This window comes from Mycolicibacterium lutetiense (assembly GCF_017876775.1).
In the GTDB taxonomy this organism is placed as follows: domain Bacteria; phylum Actinomycetota; class Actinomycetes; order Mycobacteriales; family Mycobacteriaceae; genus Mycobacterium; species Mycobacterium lutetiense.
Genome location: NZ_JAGIOP010000002.1, coordinates 1,780,583 through 1,803,180, shown reverse-complemented (window position 1 = coordinate 1,803,180; position 22,598 = coordinate 1,780,583). Strand labels below are relative to the sequence as shown.

Sequence of the window (22,598 nt, the reverse complement as noted above, 5' to 3'; positions counted from 1 at the left end):
GGGCGGGATCAGGTGTGCACTTCCAGGCCGAGGATTTCCGTGGCGTACCGCCGCACGGTGTCCTCCGAGATCGCGGCGGCGTCCTCGAAGCCGGGACGGCCCCGACTACTCAGGAATCCGGTGACGGGGTCGAGGATGACCTCGGCGAGCAGCTCGCCGGTGGTCGGCTCGCAGACAGCCCAGGTGTACCGCGTGTCATCGGCCCAGCCGTCCTCGGCGTCGTGAACGTAGTCCAGGTCGTCCTCGCCCAGGTCGGCGAGCGCATGCCGGTCGTCGACGCGGTCATCGGCACGCAGTCCGCGCAAATACCACTGGCCGTTGTTGATCTCTACGGGTTCCATCAGGCCTCCACAGTGCCGAATCCACAATGCCGAATGGCCACTTACGACACAGGATTCACGAGAATCCGTGTCACAAGTGGCCATTCGGCGTGAAAAAAACTACTTGATCTCGGCGATCACGGTGCCCTGGGTGATGGCGGCACCGGCCTCGACAGCCAGACCGGTGATGACGCCGTCCTTGTGGGCGGTCACCGGGTTCTCCATCTTCATGGCCTCCAGGACCACCACGAGATCGCCGGCGGCCACTTCCTGGCCCTCCTCGACGGCCACCTTGACCACGGTGCCCTGCATCGGCGCGGTCACCGAGTCACCCGATGCCGCCGTGGCGCCGCCGGCGCCGCGCTTGCGGGCCTTGGGCTTCTTCCGGAGGGCACCGGCGGCAGCACCGCCGCCGCCACCGCCGAGCGCCAGGTCACCGGGCAGGGAGACCTCGAGGCGGCGTCCGCCGACCTCGACGACCACGGTCTGGCGAGGAACGGTGTCCTCTTCCTCGATCGGATCGCCACCGGTGAACGGTTCGACGGTGTTGTCCCATTCGGTCTCGATCCAGCGGGTGTGGACCGTGAAGCCGTTCTCGTCGCCGATGAAGGCGGGGTCGGAGACCACGGCCCGGTGGAACGGGATGACCGTGGCCAGTCCCTCGACGTTGAACTCAGCCAGCGCACGGCGCGAGCGGGCCAGCGCCTCGTCGCGGGTGGCGCCGGTGACGATCAGCTTGGCGAGCATCGAGTCGAACTGCCCACCGATGACCGAGCCGCTCTCCACACCGGAGTCCATCCGGACGCCCGGGCCGGTCGGGGCTTCGAACTTGGTGACCGGGCCGGGGGCGGGCAGGAAGCCACGCCCGGCGTCCTCACCGTTGATGCGGAACTCGAAGGAGTGCCCGCGCGGCGTCGGATCCTCGGTGAGGTCCAGGGCCTCGCCGTTGGCGATCTTGAACTGCTGCAGCACCAGGTCGATGCCCGAGGTCTCCTCGGTGACCGGATGTTCCACCTGCAGGCGGGTGTTGACCTCCAGGAAGGAGATCAGGCCGTCCTGGCCGACCAGGTACTCGACGGTGCCAGCACCGTAGTAGCCGGCCTCCTTGCAGATCCGCTTGGCGGACTCGTGGATCTCCTTGCGCTGCGCGTCGGTCAGGAACGGGGCCGGGGCCTCCTCGACCAGCTTCTGGAAGCGGCGCTGCAGCGAGCAGTCGCGGGTACCGGCGACGACGACGTTGCCGTGCGTGTCGGCGATCACCTGGGCCTCGACGTGGCGCGGCTTGTCCAGGTAGCGCTCGACGAAGCACTCGCCGCGACCGAACGCGGAGACGGCCTCACGGGTCGCCGAGTCGAACAGCTCGGGGATCTCCTCGAGGGTGCGGGCCACCTTCATGCCGCGACCGCCACCGCCGAAGGCGGCCTTGATCGCGACGGGCACGCCGTACTCCTTCGCGAACGCGACGACCTCGTCAGCGTCCTTGACCGGATCCGGGGTGCCCGGAACCAGCGGGGCCTTGGCCTTGGCGGCGATGTGACGCGCGGTGACCTTGTCACCGAGGTCACGGATCGACTGCGGGCTCGGCCCGATCCAGATCAGCCCGGCATCCAGCACGGCCTGGGCGAAGTCGGCGTTCTCCGACAGGAAGCCGTAACCCGGGTGGATGGCGTTGGCGCCGGACTTCGCGGCGGCGTCCAGGATCTTCTCGAAGACCAGGTAGGACTCGGCTGAGGTCTGGCCGCCCAGGGCGAAAGCTTCATCGGCGAGCCGCACGTGCGGTGCATCGGCGTCAGGCTCGGCATAAACGGCCACGCTGGCCAGTCCGGCGTCTTTGGCGGCGCGGATCACCCGGACCGCGATCTCCCCGCGATTGGCGACCAGCACCTTGGAGATCTTTGAGCTGGCGTGGTTGGCCACGGTGCCTCCTCGGCAGTGTTCTCTAAGAAACGTCTTTAAGAATCTATCGCGGGCAGTTTATGCGCCGCACCTTGAGGCTTCCCAATCCGGTATCGGTTACCGGTGAGTAGGTTTTGGTCGAAATCTGTCGATGGGCACATCTGTCCTGTTGACGCGCGAAATTCCGGTCTCGACGGGCAGTCCGACGCAATTACTGTTAGTCCGTGGGTCCGGCGATATTGGTCATTGTTGTGGGCGTGTTGGTGGGCGGCGTGATGGCGGCCTCGCCACGGCGCATCTGGTGGGTCACCGAGTCTTGGAAGTTCCGCAATCCGGAGGCCAACGAACCGAGCGACACGGCCTACGGGATGACCCGGGCGGGCGGGGTGTTCGTGATCCTTCTGGCGTTGTTCCTGGGCGCGTCGATCATTCACAGCGACCTCCAGCGGCAGAACCGCCGTGAAGCGGAGGAACAGCGAAAGGCGGCCGAAGCGGCCTTTGTGGTTCCGCCGCCGGAGGATCGGGGAGGTCTCCCGGTGGTCGGCTATTTCGCCGACCCGACGCCAGGCGGCATGCGGGTCTACGTGTATTACCTGGCGCCCGGGGGCGCAGTGCATCAGTACATTCGCACGATGTCGGACAAGTTCAGCTATCCGTGTTACACCTCGGCGAGCGTGACCAAGGCCGGAGGTGATCGAATGAGCGCGAATCCTGAACTCTATTGGGCACCAAAGAAAATCGGCGATATGTCGAGGTCGGACATGTGTCGTCCCGGGACCGGGCTCGTTGTTCATGGGGTGTCGCTGGATGATGTGACGGCTGAGACGACGATCGTCACCGACTCGGCCATCGTCGACAGGGATGGAGCCGAGATCATGCCCGCCGCGCCGGGCAACGTTGTTCCCAAGCTCGTCGAGGGACTCCGTACCGCCTCGTGAAGCCGCTCAGGCCGCGCGCAGCCGCCGCTTGATACGCGTCAGCATCGCCGACATACCCCGTAGCCGTAGCGGGCTGATCAACGCGGCCAGGCCCAGCGCGGTGTAGAAGTCGTCGGGCACCGCCAGGATGTCCTCGGCTGACTGGCCGTCCAGACCGGTGGCCAGGATGGCGGCGAAGCCGCGCGTCGTCGGAGCTTCCGGGGGAGCGCTGAAGTACAGCCGTACCTTGCCCCGATCGGACGTGTCGACGTCCAGGAACAACGGCGACTGGCACTCCGGCACCGGCTCCATCGCCGCTTCCTCGAGATGAGTCGGCAAAGGCGGCAGCTCGTTGGCGAACTCCAACAAAAGCTGCAACTTGTCCTGGCCGGCCACCTCCTGGAAGTCGGAGACCACCTCCGCCAGGGCGGCCGGCATTGAACTCACGGGGCGCCCGGGGCTTCACCTGGGTCGGGGCCGACAGCGACCGGGACCCGCACGGCATTACCCCATTCGGTCCACGAGCCGTCGTAGTTGCGCACGCCGGGCAGCCCCAACAGGTGGGTCAGCACGAACCAGGTGTGGCTGGAGCGCTCGCCGATGCGGCAGTAGACCACCGTATTGTCGCCGGGGTTGAGGAAGCCGTAGAGCTCCTCGAGCTCGGCGCGGCTGCGGAACTGGCCGCTGTCCCGGGCTGCCTTGGCCCAGGGGATCGACTTCGCCGTCGGGATGTGCCCGCCGCGCAGCGCACCCTCTTCCGGGTAATCGGGCATGTGAGTGCGTTCGCCGGTGTACTCCTGGGGCGAGCGGACGTCGATCAACGGTTCCTTGCCGAGGATGTCCAGCACGTCGTTGCGGTAAGCCCGGATCGGGGCGTCGTTGCGCTCCACGACCGGGTAGCCGCTGGACTGCTTGGTGGGCACCTCAAGGGTGGTGTCGCGGCCGTGAGAAACCCATAGGTCGCGGCCGCCGTCGAGGAGGCGCACGTCGGGATGACCGAAGAGGGTGAACACCCACAGCGCGTAGGCCGCCCACCAGTTGCTCTTGTCGCCGTAGATGACGACGGTGTCGTCGCGGCTGATGCCCTTGCGGTCCATCAGTTCGGCGAACTGATCACCGTTGATGTAGTCACGCACGTTGGGGTCGTTGAGGTCGAGATGCCAGTCGATCTTGACCGCACCCGGGATGTGCCCGGTGTCGTAGAGCAGGACATCCTCGTCGGACTCGACGATGGCCAAACCGGGCCGCCCCAGGTTGCTGGCCAGCCAATCGGCGGTGACCAGACGCTCCGGGTGGGCGTACTCGGCAAGAGTAGGGCTGGGATCAGCAGGCAGTGGCACCCCATGAGCGTACCGTCGGGCCGAATATCTGCGCTGCGGCAGTGGTCGCGACTGAGCGCAATGCCGTCTAAGCGGTGAACGCCACCTCGTAGGCCACGGCGAAGCGGCGGGCGCCATTGTTGGCGCGGAAGAGCGAGCCGCCGTTCTGGGACCAGGTCACCACCCGCAGCAGACGCTTGCCCGGAGACAGTCGCTTGGAGATGATGTCGGCGAATGCAGCGCGCAGCCGCTCCAGATCGCATGTTTCGAAGTCGCGCGCCACGCGGACATCCCACATTGTTTCTTCGACTGGCATCGGCCCAGTGTCAACCCGTGGTTGAGACTATTCGGGACATCGGCACGGCGCGCCGCTATTAAGAATGTTGCAATTTGGTCACTGCGGTCGGCGCGCCCAGAGGGCCGCAACGGAAACCCCTGCGGCAGCGAGCATCCGACGCAACAGCGGCAGGCTCAACCCGATCACATTGGACGGATCACCCTCGATGCCGTCGACGAACCAGCCGCCCAGTCCGTCGATCGTGAAACCGCCTGCGACACCGAGTGGTTCGCCGCTGCTCAGATACGCGTCCAGATCCGCTTCGGTGGGCGACCCGAAATGCACTGCGGTGACGCCGGTATCGGCAAGACGATGGGTGACGGCTCCGTCTCGGACGACGAGCACCGCGTGGCCCGAGTACAGCTGAGCAGTCCGGCCCGCCATGGTCTGCCACTGCCGCCGTGCGGAATCGACGTCTCCGGGCTTACCGCATAACCGTCCGTCGAGAAACAACATCGAGTCACAACCGATGACGACGCAGTCCTCGGCGATGACGGCGGGCACATGGCTGAACACCTCGTCGGCTTTGGCCGCGGCCAGTCCGCTCACCACGCGCTCGGGTGGGGCATCAGCCAACGATGCGATGACGGCGTCCTCGTCGACCCCTGACACCACGACCAACGGATCGAGGCCGGCCTGGCGCAGAACGCCAAGCCGGCCTGTCGATGCCGAACCCAGGACGACCCGGGTCATCTAGCGCCGCAGGTGGGTGCGCTCCAGTAGCGTCACCCGCTGCCAGCTGAAGATCGAGTAGCGCAACTTGTCCACCGGGTGACCCCACAGGTTGCGATCTCCTGCCGCGGGTTCGGCGTCGCCGCCACCGGCAGTGCCGAGGATGGCCATCAGTGCGGCCATCTCATGATCGCTGGGCTCACCACGCAGCACCTTGATGTGTGCCTCGTGGTCGGCTTGCTGTTCAGCCTGAGCCTCGTCGGTGGCGACGTCAGCCTGCACGTCGGCGCTCACAGTGGCTGAATCGTTCGCCCCGCTCACAGTGGGATGTTCCCGTGCTTCTTCGGCGGCATCTGGATGATCTTGCGTTCCAGCAGTCGCAGCGCGTTGGCCACGTAGCCGCGGGTGTGCGACGGCGGGATGACCGCGTCGACGTAGCCGCGCTCGGCCGCGATGTACGGGTTGACGAGGGTGTCCTCGTAGGTCTGCTGCAGCTCCAGGCGCAGCGCGTCGACATCTTCGCCCTCGGCGGCCGCCTTCTTCAGCTCGGAGCGGTACACGAAGCCCACCGCGCCCGAGGCGCCCATCACGGCGATCTGGGCCGTCGGCCAGGCCACCACCACGTCGGCGCCCATGTCCTTGGAGCCCATCACGCAGTACGCACCGCCGTAGGACTTGCGGGTGATGACGGTGACCTTGGCGACCGTGGCCTCACCGTAGGCGTAGAGCAGCTTGGCGCCGCGCCGGATGATGCCGTTGTACTCCTGGTCGGTGCCGGGCAGGAAGCCGGGAACGTCGACCAGCAGGACGATCGGGATGTTGAAGCAGTCGCAGGTCCGGATGAACCGCGCTGCCTTCTCCGAGGCGTTGATGTCGAGGCAGCCGGCGAACTGGGTGGGCTGGTTGGCCACGATGCCGACCGGGCGGCCGTCGACCCGGCCGAAGCCGACCACGATGTTGCCGGCGTAGCCCGCCTGGACCTCGAGGAACTCGTCGTCGTCGAGGATGCGGGTGATGACCTCGTGCATGTCGTACGGCTGATTCGGGGAATCCGGGATCAGCGTGTCGAGCTCGACGTCCTCGTCGGTGAGGCTCTCCTCGATCGAGCCCTGGGCGGGGGCCACCGGGTAGCGCGGCGGGTCGGCGTAGTTGTTGGGCGGCAGGTAGCTCAGCAGGTCGCGGACGTACTCCAGAGCGTCCTGCTCCCCGGAGGCGACGTAGTGCACGGTGCCGGACTTGGACATGTGGGTGTGGGCGCCGCCCAGTTCCTCCATGGTGACGTCTTCGCCGGTGACGGTCTTGATGACGTCCGGTCCGGTGATGAACATCTGGCTGGTCTGGTCGACCATGATGACGAAGTCGGTCAGCGCGGGGGAGTACACGTGCCCGCCGGCCGCGGCGCCCATGATCAGCGAGATCTGCGGGATGACACCCGAGGCCTTGATGTTGTTGTGGAAGATGCGGCTGTACAGGCCGAGGGAGACCACGCCCTCCTGGATGCGGGCGCCTGCGCCGTCGTTGATGCCGATCAGTGGGCGGCCGGTCTTGATGGCCAGCTCCTGGACCTTGACGATCTTCTCGCCGTAGACCTCGCCGAGGCTGCCACCGAATACCGTGGCGTCCTGGCTGAAGACACAGACGTCGCGGCCGTCGATGGTGCCGTAGCCGGTGATCACGCCGTCACCCAGCGGCCGGTTGTTCTCCAGGCCGAAGTTGGTGCTGCGGTGCTTGGCCAGCGCGTCGAGTTCGACGAACGACCCCTCGTCGAGCAGGGCCAGGATGCGCTCCCGGGCGGTCAGCTTGCCCTTGGCGTGCACCTTGTCGACAGCGGCTTCGCCGACGGGATGCAGCGCCTCCTCCGCTCGCTTCTTGAGATCAGCCAGCTTGCCTGCAGTGGTGTGGATGTCCACCTGGTGCTCGGCGGACGGCTCGGTAACGCTCGTCATGGTCACGATGTTATCGGTAACCCTAAGACTGGTCTAAGAGTGGTGGGCGTGGCGCGCGTCACTCCGGTGTGCGTTGTGTGCTGTGGCCCGACGCCGGCACGGCGCTGCGCCTACGCTCTCGACCATGACCACCGGGCCGCTTGTGCTGTCCGAACTGGGCACCGATCCCGCATCGGTACTGCGGCTCATCGCGCAATTCGATGCGCTGGAGGAGCGGGAAGTCAACGCTGACGCCGCGGTGCGGTTTGCCGCGTTGGTGGCGGAGTGCCCGGTCGGTGTCCGCTGGCCCGGGGTGACCGTCGTCCGGTACGACGCTTCCGGACACCTCATTCCGGTCGAAGACGGGGACGCGCCGACATCCGATCGGCACGAGACGCTCGTCTGGGTGGAACGTGCCGGATCCGGGCACCCACTGGACGAGGTGCTGCTCGACCGGCTGCGGCGGGTACTGGGGCGTGTTGCCGTGCGGACCGAGGTGAGCGGGAGTCCCCACCTCGGCGACCCCGCACTGCTCGAGGTCGTGTTGTCGGCCAAGGAGCATCGCGAAGACCGGGCCCGGGCCATCCGGCTGCTGGGGCTCGACGAGACCAGGCCGACGTGTGTGCTGGCGGCATCCGGGCATTCGCCGCGGGAGACGGTGCGCCTCATCGCCGGTGAACTGCCCGGGCCGGCGGTGCGATCCGCGGTCATCGGTAACGCGACAGTCATTGTGTGCCAGGGGTCCTTCGATATGCGTGAGTTCTCGGATCGTCTGGAGCGCGTCATAGTCGAGCGGTTTCCGACGGTGGTGAACGTCGGCACCGCGTCGGGCCCGTGGGTCGGAATCGGGTCGGTGGGCAACGCCTTCAGCGCCTCGACCTCGTGGCATGAAGCCGTGCGCGCGTTGCGGTTCGCCTCGTCGACCGGATTCGGCAGGCGGGTGGTGGCTTACGAGCGGCTGAGCTCATTGGAACTGCTGGCCGACCTCCCGATCGACAGGGTGCAGCGCAACCGAGATGTGGCCCGTATCAACGATATTGCGTCGACACATGCCGGGGATCTCGATGTGCGGACCGCTGAGGCGTTCTTCGTCTACGGCTCGCTGCGGCGGACCGCCACCGAACTGCACGTGCACCACAGCACGGTGGCCGCCCGATTGGCGCGCGTGCAGGCCGCGATGGGATGGGATTTCGAGGACCCGGTGGACCGCTTCCTGGGCATGTTGGTGCTCATCGTCCGGCGGATCGCGATGTCGTCGGCAGAACTTGCCGATGTGGATCTGTTGTAAGCGTCCGCGAGATCAACGCCGTGGTCGCTCACCACGCGGAAGAGCTGCCATTGCGTCGCTTTCGCGGATCGGGTTGCCAGCCCCGCGACAGCAGGGCGGCGCGTGCCTGCTCGACGATGTCCGCGCTGGAGTCTTCCTTGATGACGTGGATGACGTGCCAGCCAAGCCGGTTCAAGGTTCGGTTCACGCGTACGTCGAGCACGTACTGATGTCGACTGGTGAGGTGCTGCTCCCCGTCGTACTCGGCCCCGACCTTGAACTGCTCCCAGCACATGTCGATCCGGCGAATATAGTGTCCAGACTCGTCGTAGACCACGAATTGTGTTGTGAGGCGGGGCAGTCCGGCCTTGATGAACAACAACCGCAGCCGCGTCTCCGGTGGTGACTCCCCGCCGGCGTCGGCCAGTGACAGCGCCACCCGCAGCCGTCGCATGCCTCGGGCGCGCGCATGGCGCTTCGCGATGAGCGCAACGTCCTCGAGATCGACCGGGTAGGCATTCATCAGCGCGTCCATTCGTTCGACGGCCCGATCCCTGGGCAGGTGACGGCCGAGGTCGAAGACCGTACGCGCCGGCGTGGTCACGCGAATGCCTTCGACCGTGGTGGCCTCGTCTTCATGCAGGGTTTCCCGGCGCACGATCAGCCCGGGCTGACGTCTCACTGCAGCGATGAGTTCGACGGGAACGTGGTCGTCCACCCATTTCGCCCCGTGTATCGCAGAGGCGGCCACGCCGGCAACCACAGTGTCAGGGGAGGCGAATGCCGCACCGACGATCCTGTCGTACAGGCATATCCGATGCTCGCGAGGTACGTAAACGTCGCGATAGATCGGCCGATACCGGCTGCGCAGCTGACCCCTGGTGAGATGCCCGGCCTCCACGGCCTCACTGCCGATGAACGGAACTTGCACACCTGTTGGACGCGGGCCACCGAGATTCGGCTCCCGCGTGTCTCGAAAACAACGCTATGGCTGCTCCAGGCGCCGATGAACGACCGTAGTGTCGCGTTCGGCGCCTGGGGCGCTGCGGGTCCGACAATTGTCGGATGAATTGGCGGAATAGACCGACGCGTGGCGGGTGACGGGGATCGCCTCATTGGCCAAGATTGCGGTGCAGCCCAAAACTGAGCAAGGAGGCCGGTATGGCCATCATCGACCCGTCAAAGACCTGGGTCCCCGTGGAAGAGCGGCTCGCCGTCACCACCAACGAGCGGCACCGTCAGGTGCTCAGCGTCGTTCTCGAGCACATGAAGGCCGAGGCTGAGCCCGATATGGAACGCCTGATGGCCACCTTGGCTCCGAACCCGGACTACCACTTCTGGTACGCCAATGCCGACATGGGTCCCAAGACCACCGAGGGCGTGCGCGCCTATTACGAGGCATTCGTGGCCAGCGGTGCCAACCACCTCGTTTTCGAGATCGATCGCCTTGCCGTCGACGATGATCTGGTGATGACCGAAGGCTGGATGAAAATGATCTATCCGGGCGCGGCCGCCCAGGCGATCGGCGTCGAGGTCGACGACCCGGACGGCGACTACCTGCTGCTGTTCCGTCAGCTCATCAACTGGCCGATCGATGCCGACGGCCTGATCATCGGTGAGGACGCCTATCAGACCGGCCCGGTCAGCGTGACTCTGTTGAGCCAGGAAGAGCTGCCGCAGAAGTACATCGACCAGAAGCGCGCCGCCGCCGCCCATGCCTGACATCCGGACTGACATCGCGTCGCTGCTGCTCGACCGGGTCGGCGACCAACACCTCGGCCTGCGGACCCGCGACCGGGACTGGACCTGGGACCAGGTGGTCGCCGAATCTGCCGCACGCGGCGCGCTGGCGCAGGATATGCGGGTTGACGGCCCGCTTCACATCGGCGTGCTGCTGGACAACGTGCCGGACTTTGTGTTCTGGCTGGGCGGGGCCGCCCTCGTCGGCGCGACGATTGTGGGGATCAACCCGACCCGCGGTGCCGCCGAGTTGGCAGCCGAAATCCAGCTTGCCGATTGCCAATTGATCGTCACCGACACCGCGGGGGCCGCGCGTCTGCGTGACCTCGACCTCGGGTTGGCGCCCGAGCGGTTCCTGGTGGTCGACAGCCCGGACTACGCCGCGCAGCTCGACGCGCATCGCATCACCCCCGCGGTCGCGCCCTCGGTCACCGAGGACTCCCTGATGCTGCTGCTGTTCACCTCGGGAACGACGGGAGCCTCCAAGGCGGTCATCTGCAGCCAGGGCAGGCTGGCCCGGATCGCCCACGCGGCCACCGAGAAGTTCGGCCACGTCCGCGACGACGTGGAGTACTGCTGCATGCCGCTGTTCCATGGCAACGCCATCATGGCGCTGTGGGCGCCGGCACTGTCGGTCGGTGCGACGGTGTGTCTGACGCCGTCCTTCTCGGCGTCCGGATTCCTGTCGGACGTGCGGTTTTTCGGTGCCACCTTCTTCACCTACGTGGGCAAGGCGCTCGGCTACCTGATGGCCACTCCCGAGCTACCCGACGACGCGCAGAACCCGTTGATCCGTGGATTCGGCACCGAGGCCTCACCCGATGACCAGAACGAATTCCGGCGCCGGTTCGACGCCGAGCTGTTCGAGGGCTACGGCTCCAGCGAGGGCGGCGCCGCCGTCGCCCTCGCCCCGGATGCCCCGCCGACCGCGCTGGGCCGCCCCGCACACGCCGGTGTGGCGATCGTCGACCCCGAATCCCTTGATGACTGTGCGCCCGCGGTTTTCGATAAGCACGGCCGCGTTCTCAACCCCGATGACGCGGTGGGGGAGATCGTCGACAAGTTCGGCACCCGAACGTTCGAGGGGTACTACCGCAACGACGAGGCCAACGCCGAACGTATCCGGAACGGCTGGTACTGGACGGGCGATCTCGGGTATCTCGACGAGCAGGGGTTCATCTACTTCGCCGGCCGTCGTGGCGACTGGATCCGGGTGGACGGCGAGAACACCTCGGCGCTCAACATCGAGCGGGTACTGCGGCGTCATCCCGACGTGGTGGCGGCCGGTGTCTACGCGGTCCCCGATCCGCGCTCGGGTGATCAGGTGATGGCCGCGATCGAGGTATCCGATCCCGCCGGGTTCGACGCCGCAGCGTTCATCTCCTACCTGTCCGACCAGGATGACCTGGGAACCAAGGCGATTCCGCGGCTGCTGCGGGTGTCGAAGAACCTGCCGGTCACCGGGTCCAACAAGGTGCTCAAACGTGAACTGCAACAGGAACGCTGGCGCACCGATGAGGTGGTGTACCGGTGGGCGGGACGCGGAGAACCGGTGTATCGGGCCATGGGCGACGATGACAAGCAGTCGCTGGACGACGAGTTCGCGCAGTACGGGAGGCAGCGATACCTATGAAGACGAGCTGGGATGCCGAGTGTGACGTCCTGATCGCCGGGTCCGGCGGTGGCGGAGTGACCGGTGCCTACACCGCCGCCCGAGAAGGGCTGTCGGTGATCCTGGTCGAAGCCAGCGACAAATTCGGCGGCACCACAGCGTATTCCGGTGGCGGCGGGGTGTGGTTCCCGTGCAATCCGGTGCTCACCCGGGCAGGTACCGACGACACCATCGAGGATGCGCTGGAGTACTACCACGCTGTTGTCGGCGACCGCACCCCCCGGGAACTGCAGGAGACCTACGTCCGCGGTGGTGCCGGTCTGATCGAGTACCTCGAGGCCGACGACAATCTGAAGTTCGCGCCGATGCCGTGGCCCGACTACTTCGGCAAGGCGCCCAAGGCCCGGATCGACGGCCAACGCCACATCGCGGCCCGGCCACTGAAGGTGGAGAAAGCCCCACACCTGCGCGAGCTGGTGCGCGGGCCGCTCGACGCCGACCGGCTCGATGCCGAACAGCCCGATGACTACTTCATCGGGGGCCGAGCACTGATCGCCCGGTTCCTGAAAGCCATTGAGCAGTACCCGAATACCTCGCTTCGACGCAACACCTCGTTGGTGGAGTTGGTCGTCGAAGACGGGGCCGTGACCGGTGCGATCGTCGAATCCGACGGTGGGCGACAGGCCATCCGGGCGCACCACGGCGTGCTGCTCGCCGCGGGCGGCTTCGAGGGCAACGACGAGATGCGCAGGCAATACGGGGTTCCGGGTGTCGCCCGCGACACCATGGGGCCGCCGGCGAACCTGGGCCGCGCGCATCAGGCCGCGATGGCCGTCGGCTCCGACGTCGACCTCATGGAGCAGGCCTGGTGGTCCCCGGGCCTCACACACCCCGACGGGCGGTCGGCCTTCGCGCTGTGGTTCACCGGGGGCATCTTCGTCGACCAGGACGGACAGCGTTTCGTCAACGAGTCGGCGGCCTACGACCGGATCGGCCGGGCGATCCTGCCACGGCTGGCCGACGGTTCGATGACGTTGCCGTACTGGATGATCTACGACGACCGGGAGGGGGAAGTCCCTCCCGTCAAGGCCACCAACGTCTCGATGGTCGACACGCAGCAATACATCGACGCCGGGTTGTGGCACACCGCCGACACCTTGGAAGAGCTGGCTGCCACGATCGGCGTCCCCGCCGAGAATCTGGCCGCCACCGTGGCGCGCTTCAACGGCTTCGTCGCCTCCGGTTCGGACCAGGATTTCGGCCGCGGCGACGAGGCGTACGACCGGGCCTTCTCCGGCGGGGCATCACCGCTCGTCGCAATCGAGAAGGGCCCGTTCCACGCGGCCGCCTTCGGCATCTCCGACCTCGGCACCAAGGGTGGGTTGCGTACCGACACCGCGGCCCGGGTACTCGATATCGACGGACAGGTGATCACCGGACTGTATGCCGCGGGCAACACCATGGCCGCCCCGAGCGGCACCGCGTATCCAGGCGGCGGAAATCCGATCGGAACCAGCATGCTGTTCAGCCACCTGGCGGTCAAAGACATGTTAGGACGAGAAGTATGAGCGACATCCGGGAAATCGACGCCGGCGCGGAGATGACGCGGTTCGCCCGCGGTTGGCACTGCGTCGGGCTCGCGGACACCTTCCGTGACGGGCAGCCCCACGGCATCGAGGCGTTCGGCACCAAACTTGTCGCCTACGCCGACTCCGCGGGCGAACTACACGTGCTCGATTCCTATTGCCGACACATGGGCGGCGACCTGTCGATGGGTTCGGTCAAGGATGACAACCTTGCCTGTCCGTTCCATGACTGGCGGTGGGGCGGCGACGGAAAATGCAAGCTCGTCCCGTACGCCAAGCGCACCCCGCGGTTGGCGCGCACCCGCAAATGGCCGGTCCAAGAGGTCAACGGTCAGCTGCTGGTCTGGCATGACCCGGAAGGGTCCACGCCGCCGGCCGAGCTGATCCCGCCCACCCTCGACGGCTACGACGACGGCATCTGGTCACCGTGGCAATGGAATTCGATCCTGATCGAAGGGTCGCACTGCCGCGAGATCGTCGACAACAACGTCGACATGGCGCACTTCTTCTACATCCACCACGCCTATCCGACGTTCTTCAAGAACGTTGTCGAAGGCCACACCGCGAGCCAGTTCATGGAGTCCAAGCCGCGTCCGGACTACGTCACCAGAGAACTCTGGGACGGCACCTATCTGCGTTCGGAGGCAACGTATTTCGGCCCGGCCTACATGATCAACTGGTTGCACAACGACCTCGCCCCGGATTTCACCGTCGAGATCGCCCTGATCAACTGCCATTACCCGGTGTCCCACAACTCGTTCGTGCTGCAGTGGGGAGTGGCGGTTCAGCGGAACTCCGGATTGTCCGCGGACAAGGCCGACAAGCTCGCGGAGACGATGAGCCGGACCTTCGGCGACGGTTTCATGGAAGACGTCGAGATATGGAAGAACAAGACGCGCATCGACAATCCTCTGCTGACCGAGGAGGACGGGCCGGTCTACCACCATCGCCGGTGGTACGAGCAGTTCTACGTGGACGTCGCCGATGTCACGCCCGAAATGACCGATCGTTTCGAGCAAGAGGTCGACACCACGCATGCCAACGAGCTCTGGCAGCAGGAGGTCGCCGACAACCTGGCGGCACTCAACGAGAGGTGACGGCCGGCCGCTGCACCCCCGTAAGCTGGCCGCGATGAACACAAGGCCAGCGCTGGACGTGACGACCTTGCGCGACGGGCTGGACGGCCTGTCGTGGCGACGCGTCGACATTGTCGAGGAGACGGGATCCACCAACGCCGATCTGCTGGCGCGGGCAGCGGCAGGGGAGGACATCTGCGGCACGGTGTTGTTCGCCGAACATCAGAGCGCCGGCCGAGGCAGGCACGGCAGGCACTGGTCGGCACCGCCGCGCTCACAGGTGATCGTGTCTTTCGGTGTCGACGGATCGGCGGTGTCCCCGAACCGGTGGGGCTGGCTGCCTTTGGCTACCGGCCTGGCGATCGTCGATGCGGTCGCGGAGGTCACCGGGACTCGGGTCGGCCTGAAATGGCCCAACGACGTCCTGGTCGGTCCCCGCGGCGGAAAACTGGCCGGCATCCTCGCCGAGGTGGCCTCGCCGGCGCCGGTCATCATCGTCGGCCTCGGTGTGAATGTGACGATGAACGCCGACGAAGCGCCCGATCCGCGTGCCACCTCGCTCACCCAGATCGGCGCGGCGACCGTGGACCGCACGCCGCTGGCGCGGGCCCTGCTACGGCATCTCGATGCCCGGATCACCGGCTGGCGCAACGATGATCCGTCGCTCGCCGCTGACTACCGGGCCCGCAGCGTCACCATCGGCAACCGGGTACGCGCGATCCTGCCGGGGGACACCACATTGGTGGGCACTGCCGCTGATGTCGACGAGCTCGGGCGCCTGATCATCGACACCGCAACCGAACGGGTCATGTTGTCGGCGGGTGACATCACGCATCTGCGCCCCGAGGAGTCGTAGAGTGCTGCCGTGGGTTACCCGGAGAATGTGCTGGCCAAAGACGAGCAGGTGGTGCTGCACCGGCACCCCCACTGGAAACGGCTGATCGGTCCGGTCCTGGTCCTGGTCCTGATCACCGCGGCCTCGGCGTTCGTCGCTGCCGTGGTCAACACCATGGATTGGCAGGCCACTGCCAAGAACGTCCTGTTCATCGTGATCGGCGCGATCTGGCTGATCGTGGTCGGTTGGCTGACGGTCTGGCCGTTCCTGAGTTGGTGGACCACACATTTCGTCATCACCGACCGGCGGGTGATGTTCCGGCACGGCCTACTGACCCGCTCGGGAATCGATATCCCGCTCGCGCGGATCAACAGCGTCGAATTCCGCCATGGACTGACTGACCGGCTGATGCGCACCGGCACCTTGATCATCGAATCAGCGTCGCAGGATCCCCTCGAATTCCACGACATTCCGCGCGTGGAACAGGTGCATTCACTGCTGTATCACGAAGTCTTCGACACCCTGGGCTCTGAAGAATCTCCGAGCTGACGCGCTTTCGCGCGGCGGCCAACCCGGCGCAGCGGTGTCACGGTCGCAGGCTGGTGGAGTTCGGCATGGTTCTCCAGCGATTCGGCGATGCCGCCGTCCGTGAGCACGGACTCCAGCGTCAGATCTGGCTTGCCGACGAACTCGTCGGGGAACACCCAGCGCCGGAACGCCCAGAACCGGAACGCCATCTGCAGCAGGTTGCCGATGATGTAGGCCGAGATGAAGTCGGCGATGTTCTCCGTCATCAGCGACACCTCGGGCACCCGCAGCCCCAGCACATAGCTGGAGAAGTACAGCGGCATCATCGACAGCAGCACACCCACGCCGCTGACCCCGAAGAACAGCAGGGCCTCGTGGTGGCGCTCGCGGCCGCCGCGGTTCTGGAAGCTCCATTCCCGGTTGAGGATGTAGGAGGCGATGACCGCGACGATGCCGGCGATGATCTTGGCGGTGACCGGCTTGGGCTCCAGAATGGTGAGCTTGAGCGTGTAGAAAATCGCCGAATCGATGACAAACGTCGTCGCGCCGACGATCGCGAACTTGATCAGTTCGTGATGCCGCTCGGCAAAGGGACGGACGAATTGCGGCAATCGAGCGATCGTCGCATCGGCAAAGGACACAACTAGGCATTGTACGGAAATGCACCGTTAGATGCCGCATCGCTGCAGACCCCGGACCTTAACCGCAGGTCAATGCATCGGTCACGACGATGACATGAATCCACGCATGACACCATGGAGCGCGTGCCGACAACTCCCAAGAAGCCGCCTTCCCCCGTGAGCGGGGCATCCCCTGTCGTGGTGATGATCGGCGGCGGCCAACTCGCGCGGATGACGCACCAGGCGGCCATCGCCCTCGGACAGACCCTGCGGGTGCTGGCGACGTCGCCGGACGAATGCGCCGCTCGGGTCACTCCCGATGTTGTCATCGGTTCCCACACAGACCTCGAAGCCCTGCGCCGGGCGGCGGCCGGAGCGTCGGTGCTGACGTTCGATCACGAGCATGTGCCGACCGAACACCTCGAGACACTCGTGTCCGAGGGGGTCACGGTCAACCCGCCGCCGCAGGCTCTGGTGCATGCCCAGGACAAGCTGCTGATGCGGCGCAAGCTGCACAGCCTGGGCGTCCCGGTGCCGCGCTTCGCCGAGATCACCTCGGTCTCCGACGTCGAGGCGTTCGTGCAGCAGATCGACGGTCCGGTGGTGATCAAGACCGTGAGTGGCGGCTACGACGGCAAGGGTGTGGTGATGGCCGACGACCTGGCCACCGCACGCGAGACCGTGGCCGGTTACCTGGCCGACGGGGTGCCGGTGCTGGCCGAGGAACGTGTGGCGATGCGCCGGGAACTGGCCGCGCTGGTGGCGCGTTCGCCGTTCGGGCAGGGCGCGGCCTGGCCTGTGGTGGAAACCGTTCAGCGCGACGGCATCTGCGTCGAGGTGTACGCCCCGGCGCCCGGGTTGTCCGACGAACTCGGCTCGGCCGCACAAGAACTCGGCCTGCGGGTGGCCAATGAGCTGGGCGTGGTCGGGACGCTGGCGGTCGAGTTGTTCGAAACCGTCGACGGCACACTGCTGGTCAACGAGTTGGCCATGCGGCCGCACAACTCCGGGCACTGGACCATGGATGGCGCAGTCACCAGCCAGTTCGAGCAGCATTTGCGGGCGGTCCTGGACTACCCGCTCGGCGACACCTCGGCGATTGCGCCTGCCGCCGTGATGGCCAACGTGCTCGGGGCACCGCAGACACCGACGATGTCGATGGACGAGCGACTGCACCACCTGTTCGCGCGGATCCCCGACGCGAAGGTGCACCTGTACGGCAAGGGTGAACGGTCCGGGCGCAAGCTCGGGCACGTCAACATCATCGGCGCGGATATGGATGAATTGCGCGAGCGTGCGGTGCGGGCAGCGCACTGGTTGTCACACGGTGAGTGGACCGACGGATGGGATGAACATGCCGAGTAAGCCAACAGGCACAAGAGTCGGGCTCATCATGGGCAGCGACAGCGACTGGTCGGTGATGTCCGACGCGGCCACCGCACTCGCCGAGTTCGAGGTGCCGTTCGAGGTCGGTGTGGTCTCGGCGCACCGCACTCCGCAACGCATGCTCGACTACGCCAAGACCGCCGCGGACCGGGGCATCGAGGTGATCATCGCCGGAGCCGGCGGCGCCGCACACCTGCCCGGCATGGTGGCGTCTGCCACCCCGCTTCCCGTCATCGGAGTGCCGGTGCCGCTGGCCCGCCTCGACGGCATGGACTCGTTGCTGTCCATCGTGCAGATGCCCGCGGGGGTGCCGGTGGCCACGGTTTCCATTGGCGGAGCGCGTAATGCGGGCTTGCTGGCCGTGCGGATCCTGGGCTCATCCGATACCGTGCTGCGGGCCCGGATGGTGAGATTCCAGGCTGACCTGGAAACCATGGTGCTGGCCAAGGACGCCGCCCTACGCGATCGCCTGTTGGGCGACGGCGCGTGACGTCAATCGCCGATTAGGCCGCGAATGCGGGGCGCCAGGGACTCGATCGGTTCATCGGTCGACATCACCACCACTGCGGTGCGGCCGCCACTGCCCCGGTAGATCGGCCACGTCGCGGCCAGCGCCTCGGCCAGGTCTGACCGTGGGTCGGTCACGTCACCGCGCAGCCAACGGCGCAGAACATGGTTGTGTGCTGCGACCACGGCGTTGGCGAACAGTTCGGCGCGCAGGTCCGCCGTCCAATCCTCGGCCTGCGCGGTCCGCAGGTGCTTGCTGAACAACCGGACATACCGCGAGACGACGGCCGTTTCGAAGTCGCGCAGGGCAGGTACCGAGCGGGTGAGCCGGTACCGCGTCCGGGCGCGCTCGCCCTCGGCGAGATAGTTCTCGAATACCGACGTTGTGGCCACCGCGATTACTTCGGCAGGCAGCGCTTCGGTTGGCGCCGTCGACAGCCTCTCGTCGGCGCGGCGCAGCAGCGTCTCGTGATCGGGAAAGATCAACGCCTCTTTCGATCCGAACTGACGAAATGCGGTGGTGCGTCCCACCTGGGCCCGTGCCGCGATGTCGTCGACGCTGGTGGCCTCATACCCACGTTCTTCGAACAGCTCGAATGCCGCGCTCACCAGACGCTCCCGGGTGCTTGGCAGGTCAGACATGGGCGCCTCCTGAGGTACTCAGTACCGGTGATATGGTACTGAGTACCAAAAGTAGCAGGGCGGTGTACTCGATGTGCAGTCCGGGCAACGATTGAACCAAGAGAGCCAAGAGCTGAGAGCTAAGGAGAAGATGATGGCTGGATGGGGCGGAAATCCGTCGTTTGATCTCTTTCAACTGCCTGAGGAGCACCAGGAGCTCCGGGCCGCGATCCGCGCCCTGGCCGAGAAGGAGATCGCCCCGCACGCTGCGGATGTCGACGAGAACGCGCGTTTCCCGCAGGAAGCCCTCGATGCGCTGAACGCGTCGGGTTTCAATGCGGTGCATGTGCCCGAGGCCTACGGCGGGCAGGGCGCGGATTCGGTGGCGGCGTGCATCGTCATCGAAGAGGTCGCCCGCGTCGACTGTTCGGCCTCGCTGATCCCGGCGGTCAACAAACTGGGCACGATGGGGCTGATCCTGCGCGGCAGCGACGAACTCAAGCAGCAGGTGCTGCCCTCGATCGCCGACGGCGCGGCGATGGCCTCCTATGCGCTATCCGAGCGTGAGGCCGGCTCGGATGCCGCAGGTATGCGGACCCGCGCCAAGGCCGACGGTGACGGCTGGATCCTCAACGGCACCAAATGCTGGATCACCAACGGCGGCAAGTCGACCTGGTACACCGTGATGGCGGTAACCGATCCGGACAAGGGTGCCAACGGTATTTCGGCGTTCATGGTCCACAAGGATGATGAAGGCTTCGTCGTCGGGCCCAAGGAGCGCAAGCTCGGAATCAAGGGCAGCCCGACCACCGAGCTGTACTTCGAGAACTGCCGCATTCCGGGGGACCGGATCATCGGCGATCCCGGCACCGGCTTCAAGACCGCGCTCGCGACGCTGGACCACACCCGCCCGACGATCGGCGCCCAAGCCGTCGGTATCGCGCAGGGGGCGCTGGACGCCGCGATCGCATACACCAAGGACCGCAAGCAGTTCGGCCGTCCGGTCAGTGACAACCAGGGCGTGCAGTTCATGCTCGCCGATATGGCGATGAAGGTGGAGGCCGCCCGGCTGATGGTGTACCACGCTGCGGCACGTGCCGAGCGCGGTGAGCACAACCTCGGATTCATCTCGGCGGCGAGCAAGTGCCTGGCCTCGGATGTGGCCATGGAGGTCACCACCGACGCGGTGCAGCTGTTCGGTGGCGCCGGCTACACCGTCGACTTCCCCGTCGAGCGGATGATGCGTGACGCCAAGATCACCCAGATCTATGAGGGCACCAACCAGATTCAGCGCGTGGTGATGAGCCGCGCCCTGCTCAAGTAGTCCCGCGAGCAATAGCTCCTATGTCAAGCCGCCACTGATTGTGGCGGCTTGACTGGGTTTTGGTGGTCGTGGGCGTCGCGGCGTAGGGCTTGGTAGACGCGGCGAGCGATTCGGCGTTTGACGCAGCGCAGCGCCGCGCGTTTGGTTTTCCCGGTCTCGATCAGTTTTTGGAAGTAGATCTGCCCGAGGCTGCCGGTCATCCGAATCTGGGTCAGGGCGATGCGGTGGATGGCGGCGTTGAGTTGACGGTTGCCGGCCCGGCTTAACCGCATCTGCCCGGCACTGGCCCCAGACCACGCCGGGATGGGCGCAACCCCGGTATGGCAGGCAAACGCTGCCTCACTTGTGAACCGGCCGATGCCGGCGACCTCGCCGACGATCTTGGCCGCCGAGAGCTCCGCGCAGCCAGGAATCGCCAGCAGCGTCGGTGCGACCTGGCCGATGCTGGCCGCCAAGCGGTTGGTCAAGGTGTTGATCTCACTGGTGAGCCGGATGATGTCGCCCACCTCAGCGCGGGCGATTTCAGCGACCACACCGGGCCGCTCGGCCAGCCACACCATCAGGGCCTTCTGATGCTTGAGAGCAGTCAGTGAGCCCAACGCGGCGGCCCACTCGGGATCGAGGTCATGAACATGCCACAACACCCGGTTGATCGCCGAGGTCCGTTGTCCCACAAGAACATCACGACGATCAGTCAACAACTTGAACTCCCGCGACACTTCGTCGTGCGAAGCGACCGGCAGATCAGGTTCGCGCAGCACTGCCCGCGACACCGCAAGCGCATCGATCGGATCGGACTTGCCTCGAGCGCGCGCGGACTTGCGGGTGGCGGCCATCAGTTTGGTGGGTACCCGCACCACCTTCTGCCCCGCACCGAGCAGGTCACGCTCCAGCCGTGCCGACATGTTGCGGCAGTCCTCGATGCCCCAGATCAACTCGACACCGAACTGCTCGCGGGCCCACATGATGGCCTTGCGATGCCCATCAGTGGTGGCCTTGACGGTCTTCTCGCCGAGCTTGCACCCGACCTCATCGACCGCGACAAAGGTGTGGGTGGACTTGTGTACATCGGCTCCAACAACAACCATGATGGTTGCCTCCTTCAGTCATGAAGAGGGTGTGTTGAGGTTGGGCCGGTCGGCGGACACTTCTCAGTCGGGGGCGATGCCACGCTCCTATCAAGTCACGCCGTCCGGTCCTTCACATCTGATGCCGGCACTACTGCTCAACGCCAACCCACCAAAGGGGCGGCAGACACAAAATGAGCCAGACACCAGATGATCCAGACCCAACCACCGCAACGCGGCAATTGCCAGACTGACACTGAGACAGAAAACTGCCCCTTTTCACGCGAAAAGGGGCAGTTTTGTGTCTGCTCGGCAAGAGAACGTCAGCCGCGGGTGACCTTCTCGGTCGTGCGACGCCGTTCCATGGCGTCGGGATCGGCGTTGGCCACCTGCACCAGTGACGCGCCGGCGGCGAACACTGCGACCAGGTTCGCGATGAGCTCATCGGGTGTGTCCCAGCGCGCGGTGGACAGCACGCGATCGGAACCGGTGAAACCCTGTGTGGCGGCAGAGGTTTGCGCGACATCGAGCACCTCGGATGCCGAACGCCCGGCCAGGGCGGCGCCCGGGACGCGCTCGGGCACGATCTGATCGCCGTGTACCCGCACCGCGGTGGCGTAGTCGGTGACGCCGATGGGCAGATCCGCGGCCGACTTGCCGAACGGGTCCAACGACAGCACCGCGACCTCGCCTCCGGACACCGCGTCGTCGGCCTCATCGAGGCGATCCCGGGTGCACAGGGCTACGTCGGCGTCCCCGTCCAGCACGACTTCGGCGCCGATCCACCAGATCCCGAACAGCACCGCCGCGGTCTGCCAGTGCGCGGGCAGCAGCACCGCCACCCGGGTGCCGGGGCCGGCACCCATCTCGTCGCGCAACAGGTTGGCGGTCTTGGCGGCCCAGTTGGCCATGGTCACCGTCGAGAGTTCGATCCGCTCACCGGTGGCGTCGTCGTAGTAGGTGATCCGTGGCCCGGCCGGGTCCGCGGCCAACAACGGATCCAGGACCGCAGCGCTGACTGTGCTCATAGGCTCTGGTTTTAC

The 22,598-nt window shown here is 66.1% G+C and carries 23 protein-coding genes and 1 pseudogene; 11 read left to right on the top strand and 13 right to left on the bottom strand.

Annotation, left to right across the window (positions count from 1 at the left end; genetic code table 11):
* Positions 1-8 precede the first annotated feature (8 nt).
* A complete protein-coding gene (locus JOF57_RS17925; protein ID WP_209918669.1) occupies positions 9-341 on the bottom strand; it encodes a hypothetical protein in 333 nt (110 codons plus the stop codon).
* A 99-nt stretch (positions 342-440) separates the two neighbouring features.
* Positions 441-2,237, bottom strand: coding sequence for an acetyl-CoA carboxylase biotin carboxylase subunit (locus JOF57_RS17920; RefSeq protein WP_209918667.1), 1,797 nt, complete (start codon positions 2,235-2,237; stop codon positions 441-443).
* A gap of 242 nt (positions 2,238-2,479) precedes the next feature.
* Here JOF57_RS17920 and JOF57_RS17915 point away from each other — a divergent pair, with 242 nt between their 5' ends.
* A complete protein-coding gene (locus JOF57_RS17915; protein ID WP_209918665.1) occupies positions 2,480-3,154 on the top strand; it encodes a DUF6199 family natural product biosynthesis protein in 675 nt (224 codons plus the stop codon).
* A 6-nt stretch (positions 3,155-3,160) separates the two neighbouring features.
* Here the strand turns inward: JOF57_RS17915 and JOF57_RS17910 are convergent, their stop codons facing one another.
* The 6 genes from JOF57_RS17910 to JOF57_RS17885 all read right to left on the bottom strand — a co-directional run bounded on the left by JOF57_RS17910 (position 3,161) and on the right by JOF57_RS17885 (position 7,407).
* A complete protein-coding gene (locus JOF57_RS17910; RefSeq protein ID WP_209923467.1) occupies positions 3,161-3,571 on the bottom strand; it encodes a SufE family protein in 411 nt (136 codons plus the stop codon).
* A 5-nt stretch (positions 3,572-3,576) separates the two neighbouring features.
* Complete coding sequence (locus tag JOF57_RS17905) at positions 3,577-4,473, bottom strand: sulfurtransferase (RefSeq protein WP_209918663.1); 897 nt, start codon at positions 4,471-4,473, stop codon at positions 3,577-3,579.
* A gap of 67 nt (positions 4,474-4,540) precedes the next feature.
* Complete coding sequence (locus JOF57_RS17900) at positions 4,541-4,768, bottom strand: hypothetical protein (RefSeq protein ID WP_234927067.1); 228 nt, start codon at positions 4,766-4,768, stop codon at positions 4,541-4,543.
* A 78-nt stretch (positions 4,769-4,846) separates the two neighbouring features.
* Positions 4,847-5,482 carry a Maf family protein gene (locus JOF57_RS17895; protein WP_209918661.1) on the bottom strand — a complete coding sequence of 212 codons (636 nt, stop codon included), beginning with the start codon at positions 5,480-5,482 and terminating at the stop codon, positions 4,847-4,849.
* Positions 5,483-5,782 carry an acyl-CoA carboxylase subunit epsilon gene (locus tag JOF57_RS31250; protein WP_209918659.1) on the bottom strand — a complete coding sequence of 100 codons (300 nt, stop codon included), beginning with the start codon at positions 5,780-5,782 and terminating at the stop codon, positions 5,483-5,485.
* Entirely contained in the window at positions 5,779-7,407 is a 1,629-nt protein-coding gene (locus JOF57_RS17885; protein ID WP_209918657.1) for an acyl-CoA carboxylase subunit beta, read from the bottom strand. Before JOF57_RS17885 ends, JOF57_RS31250 begins: the two co-directional genes overlap by 4 nt.
* A gap of 124 nt (positions 7,408-7,531) precedes the next feature.
* Here JOF57_RS17885 and JOF57_RS17880 point away from each other — a divergent pair, with 124 nt between their 5' ends.
* The gene (locus JOF57_RS17880; protein ID WP_209918654.1) at positions 7,532-8,674 is read left to right on the top strand and encodes a PucR family transcriptional regulator; all 1,143 of its coding nucleotides are present in this window, start codon (positions 7,532-7,534) and stop codon (positions 8,672-8,674) included.
* Positions 8,675-8,702: 28 nt separating this feature from the next.
* Here the strand turns inward: JOF57_RS17880 and JOF57_RS17875 are convergent, their stop codons facing one another.
* Positions 8,703-9,584 (bottom strand): type IV toxin-antitoxin system AbiEi family antitoxin, encoded by an 882-nt coding sequence (locus JOF57_RS17875; RefSeq protein ID WP_209918653.1) that lies wholly within the window; start codon positions 9,582-9,584, stop codon positions 8,703-8,705.
* 230 nt (positions 9,585-9,814) lie between these two features.
* Here JOF57_RS17875 and JOF57_RS17870 point away from each other — a divergent pair, with 230 nt between their 5' ends.
* The 6 genes from JOF57_RS17870 to JOF57_RS17845 are packed head-to-tail and all read left to right on the top strand — an operon-like array spanning position 9,815 to position 16,051.
* A complete protein-coding gene (locus JOF57_RS17870; protein ID WP_209918651.1) occupies positions 9,815-10,375 on the top strand; it encodes a nuclear transport factor 2 family protein in 561 nt (186 codons plus the stop codon).
* Positions 10,368-12,026, top strand: a complete 1,659-nt coding sequence (locus JOF57_RS17865; RefSeq protein WP_209918649.1) for a steroid-22-oyl-CoA synthetase — start codon at positions 10,368-10,370, stop codon at positions 12,024-12,026. The genes JOF57_RS17870 and JOF57_RS17865 overlap by 8 nt, the downstream gene beginning before the upstream one ends.
* Complete coding sequence (locus JOF57_RS17860; protein WP_209918647.1) at positions 12,023-13,573, top strand: FAD-binding protein; 1,551 nt, start codon at positions 12,023-12,025, stop codon at positions 13,571-13,573. The genes JOF57_RS17865 and JOF57_RS17860 overlap by 4 nt, the downstream gene beginning before the upstream one ends.
* Positions 13,570-14,688, top strand: a complete 1,119-nt coding sequence (locus JOF57_RS17855; protein ID WP_209918645.1) for a 3-ketosteroid-9-alpha-monooxygenase, oxygenase component — start codon at positions 13,570-13,572, stop codon at positions 14,686-14,688. Before JOF57_RS17860 ends, JOF57_RS17855 begins: the two co-directional genes overlap by 4 nt.
* Before the next feature lie 34 nt (positions 14,689-14,722).
* Complete coding sequence (locus JOF57_RS17850; protein ID WP_209918644.1) at positions 14,723-15,523, top strand: biotin--[acetyl-CoA-carboxylase] ligase; 801 nt, start codon at positions 14,723-14,725, stop codon at positions 15,521-15,523.
* Positions 15,524-15,532: 9 nt separating this feature from the next.
* On the top strand, positions 15,533-16,051 hold the full coding sequence (locus JOF57_RS17845; protein WP_209918643.1) for a PH domain-containing protein: 519 nt from the start codon (positions 15,533-15,535) through the stop codon (positions 16,049-16,051).
* Here JOF57_RS17845 and JOF57_RS17840 read toward each other — a convergent pair.
* Entirely contained in the window at positions 16,006-16,671 is a 666-nt protein-coding gene (locus tag JOF57_RS17840; protein ID WP_209918641.1) for a GtrA family protein, read from the bottom strand. The two genes, JOF57_RS17845 and JOF57_RS17840, sit on opposite strands and share 46 nt — an antisense overlap.
* A 114-nt stretch (positions 16,672-16,785) precedes the next feature.
* On the opposite strand from JOF57_RS17840, the gene JOF57_RS17835 reads away from it, so the two are divergent.
* The gene (locus JOF57_RS17835) at positions 16,786-18,015 is read left to right on the top strand and encodes a 5-(carboxyamino)imidazole ribonucleotide synthase (protein WP_209918639.1); all 1,230 of its coding nucleotides are present in this window, start codon (positions 16,786-16,788) and stop codon (positions 18,013-18,015) included.
* Complete coding sequence (gene purE, locus JOF57_RS17830; RefSeq protein ID WP_407666585.1) at positions 18,005-18,526, top strand: 5-(carboxyamino)imidazole ribonucleotide mutase; 522 nt, start codon at positions 18,005-18,007, stop codon at positions 18,524-18,526. Before JOF57_RS17835 ends, purE begins: the two co-directional genes overlap by 11 nt.
* Before the next feature lie 2 nt (positions 18,527-18,528).
* On the opposite strand, the gene JOF57_RS17825 is transcribed toward purE, so the two are convergent.
* Positions 18,529-19,185, bottom strand: a complete 657-nt coding sequence (locus JOF57_RS17825) for a TetR/AcrR family transcriptional regulator (protein WP_209918632.1) — start codon at positions 19,183-19,185, stop codon at positions 18,529-18,531.
* Between the two features lie 133 nt (positions 19,186-19,318).
* Here JOF57_RS17825 and JOF57_RS17820 point away from each other — a divergent pair, with 133 nt between their 5' ends.
* The gene (locus JOF57_RS17820) at positions 19,319-20,488 is read left to right on the top strand and encodes an acyl-CoA dehydrogenase (RefSeq protein ID WP_209918628.1); all 1,170 of its coding nucleotides are present in this window, start codon (positions 19,319-19,321) and stop codon (positions 20,486-20,488) included.
* 26 nt (positions 20,489-20,514) lie between these two features.
* Here the strand turns inward: JOF57_RS17820 and JOF57_RS17815 are convergent.
* Positions 20,515-21,576, bottom strand: a pseudogene (locus tag JOF57_RS17815) (IS110 family RNA-guided transposase); the annotation flags it as partial.
* A 302-nt stretch (positions 21,577-21,878) separates the two neighbouring features.
* On the bottom strand, positions 21,879-22,583 hold the full coding sequence (locus tag JOF57_RS17810) for a TIGR03089 family protein (protein ID WP_209918623.1): 705 nt from the start codon (positions 22,581-22,583) through the stop codon (positions 21,879-21,881).
* Between the last annotated feature and the right edge of the window lie 15 nt (positions 22,584-22,598).

Excerpts from the sequence above, each read along its gene's own strand:
- JOF57_RS17925 (WP_209918669.1), bottom strand. The coding sequence starts at position 341 with ATGGAACCCGTAGAGATCAACAACGGCCAGTGGTATTTGCGCGGACTG.
- JOF57_RS17910 (WP_209923467.1), bottom strand. The coding sequence starts at position 3,571 with ATGCCGGCCGCCCTGGCGGAGGTGGTCTCCGACTTCCAGGAGGTGGCC.
- JOF57_RS17900 (WP_234927067.1), bottom strand. The coding sequence starts at position 4,768 with ATGCCAGTCGAAGAAACAATGTGGGATGTCCGCGTGGCGCGCGACTTC.
- JOF57_RS17895 (WP_209918661.1), bottom strand. The coding sequence starts at position 5,482 with ATGACCCGGGTCGTCCTGGGTTCGGCATCGACAGGCCGGCTTGGCGTT.
- JOF57_RS17885 (WP_209918657.1), bottom strand. The coding sequence starts at position 7,407 with ATGACGAGCGTTACCGAGCCGTCCGCCGAGCACCAGGTGGACATCCAC.
- JOF57_RS17880 (WP_209918654.1), top strand. The coding sequence starts at position 7,532 with ATGACCACCGGGCCGCTTGTGCTGTCCGAACTGGGCACCGATCCCGCA.
- JOF57_RS17870 (WP_209918651.1), top strand. The coding sequence starts at position 9,815 with ATGGCCATCATCGACCCGTCAAAGACCTGGGTCCCCGTGGAAGAGCGG.
- JOF57_RS17865 (WP_209918649.1), top strand. The coding sequence starts at position 10,368 with ATGCCTGACATCCGGACTGACATCGCGTCGCTGCTGCTCGACCGGGTC.
- JOF57_RS17860 (WP_209918647.1), top strand. The coding sequence starts at position 12,023 with ATGAAGACGAGCTGGGATGCCGAGTGTGACGTCCTGATCGCCGGGTCC.
- JOF57_RS17855 (WP_209918645.1), top strand. The coding sequence starts at position 13,570 with ATGAGCGACATCCGGGAAATCGACGCCGGCGCGGAGATGACGCGGTTC.
- JOF57_RS17850 (WP_209918644.1), top strand. The coding sequence starts at position 14,723 with ATGAACACAAGGCCAGCGCTGGACGTGACGACCTTGCGCGACGGGCTG.
- JOF57_RS17835 (WP_209918639.1), top strand. The coding sequence starts at position 16,786 with ATGGAGCGCGTGCCGACAACTCCCAAGAAGCCGCCTTCCCCCGTGAGC.
- purE (WP_407666585.1), top strand. The coding sequence starts at position 18,005 with ATGCCGAGTAAGCCAACAGGCACAAGAGTCGGGCTCATCATGGGCAGC.
- JOF57_RS17825 (WP_209918632.1), bottom strand. The coding sequence starts at position 19,185 with ATGTCTGACCTGCCAAGCACCCGGGAGCGTCTGGTGAGCGCGGCATTC.
- JOF57_RS17820 (WP_209918628.1), top strand. The coding sequence starts at position 19,319 with ATGGCTGGATGGGGCGGAAATCCGTCGTTTGATCTCTTTCAACTGCCT.
- JOF57_RS17810 (WP_209918623.1), bottom strand. The coding sequence starts at position 22,583 with ATGAGCACAGTCAGCGCTGCGGTCCTGGATCCGTTGTTGGCCGCGGAC.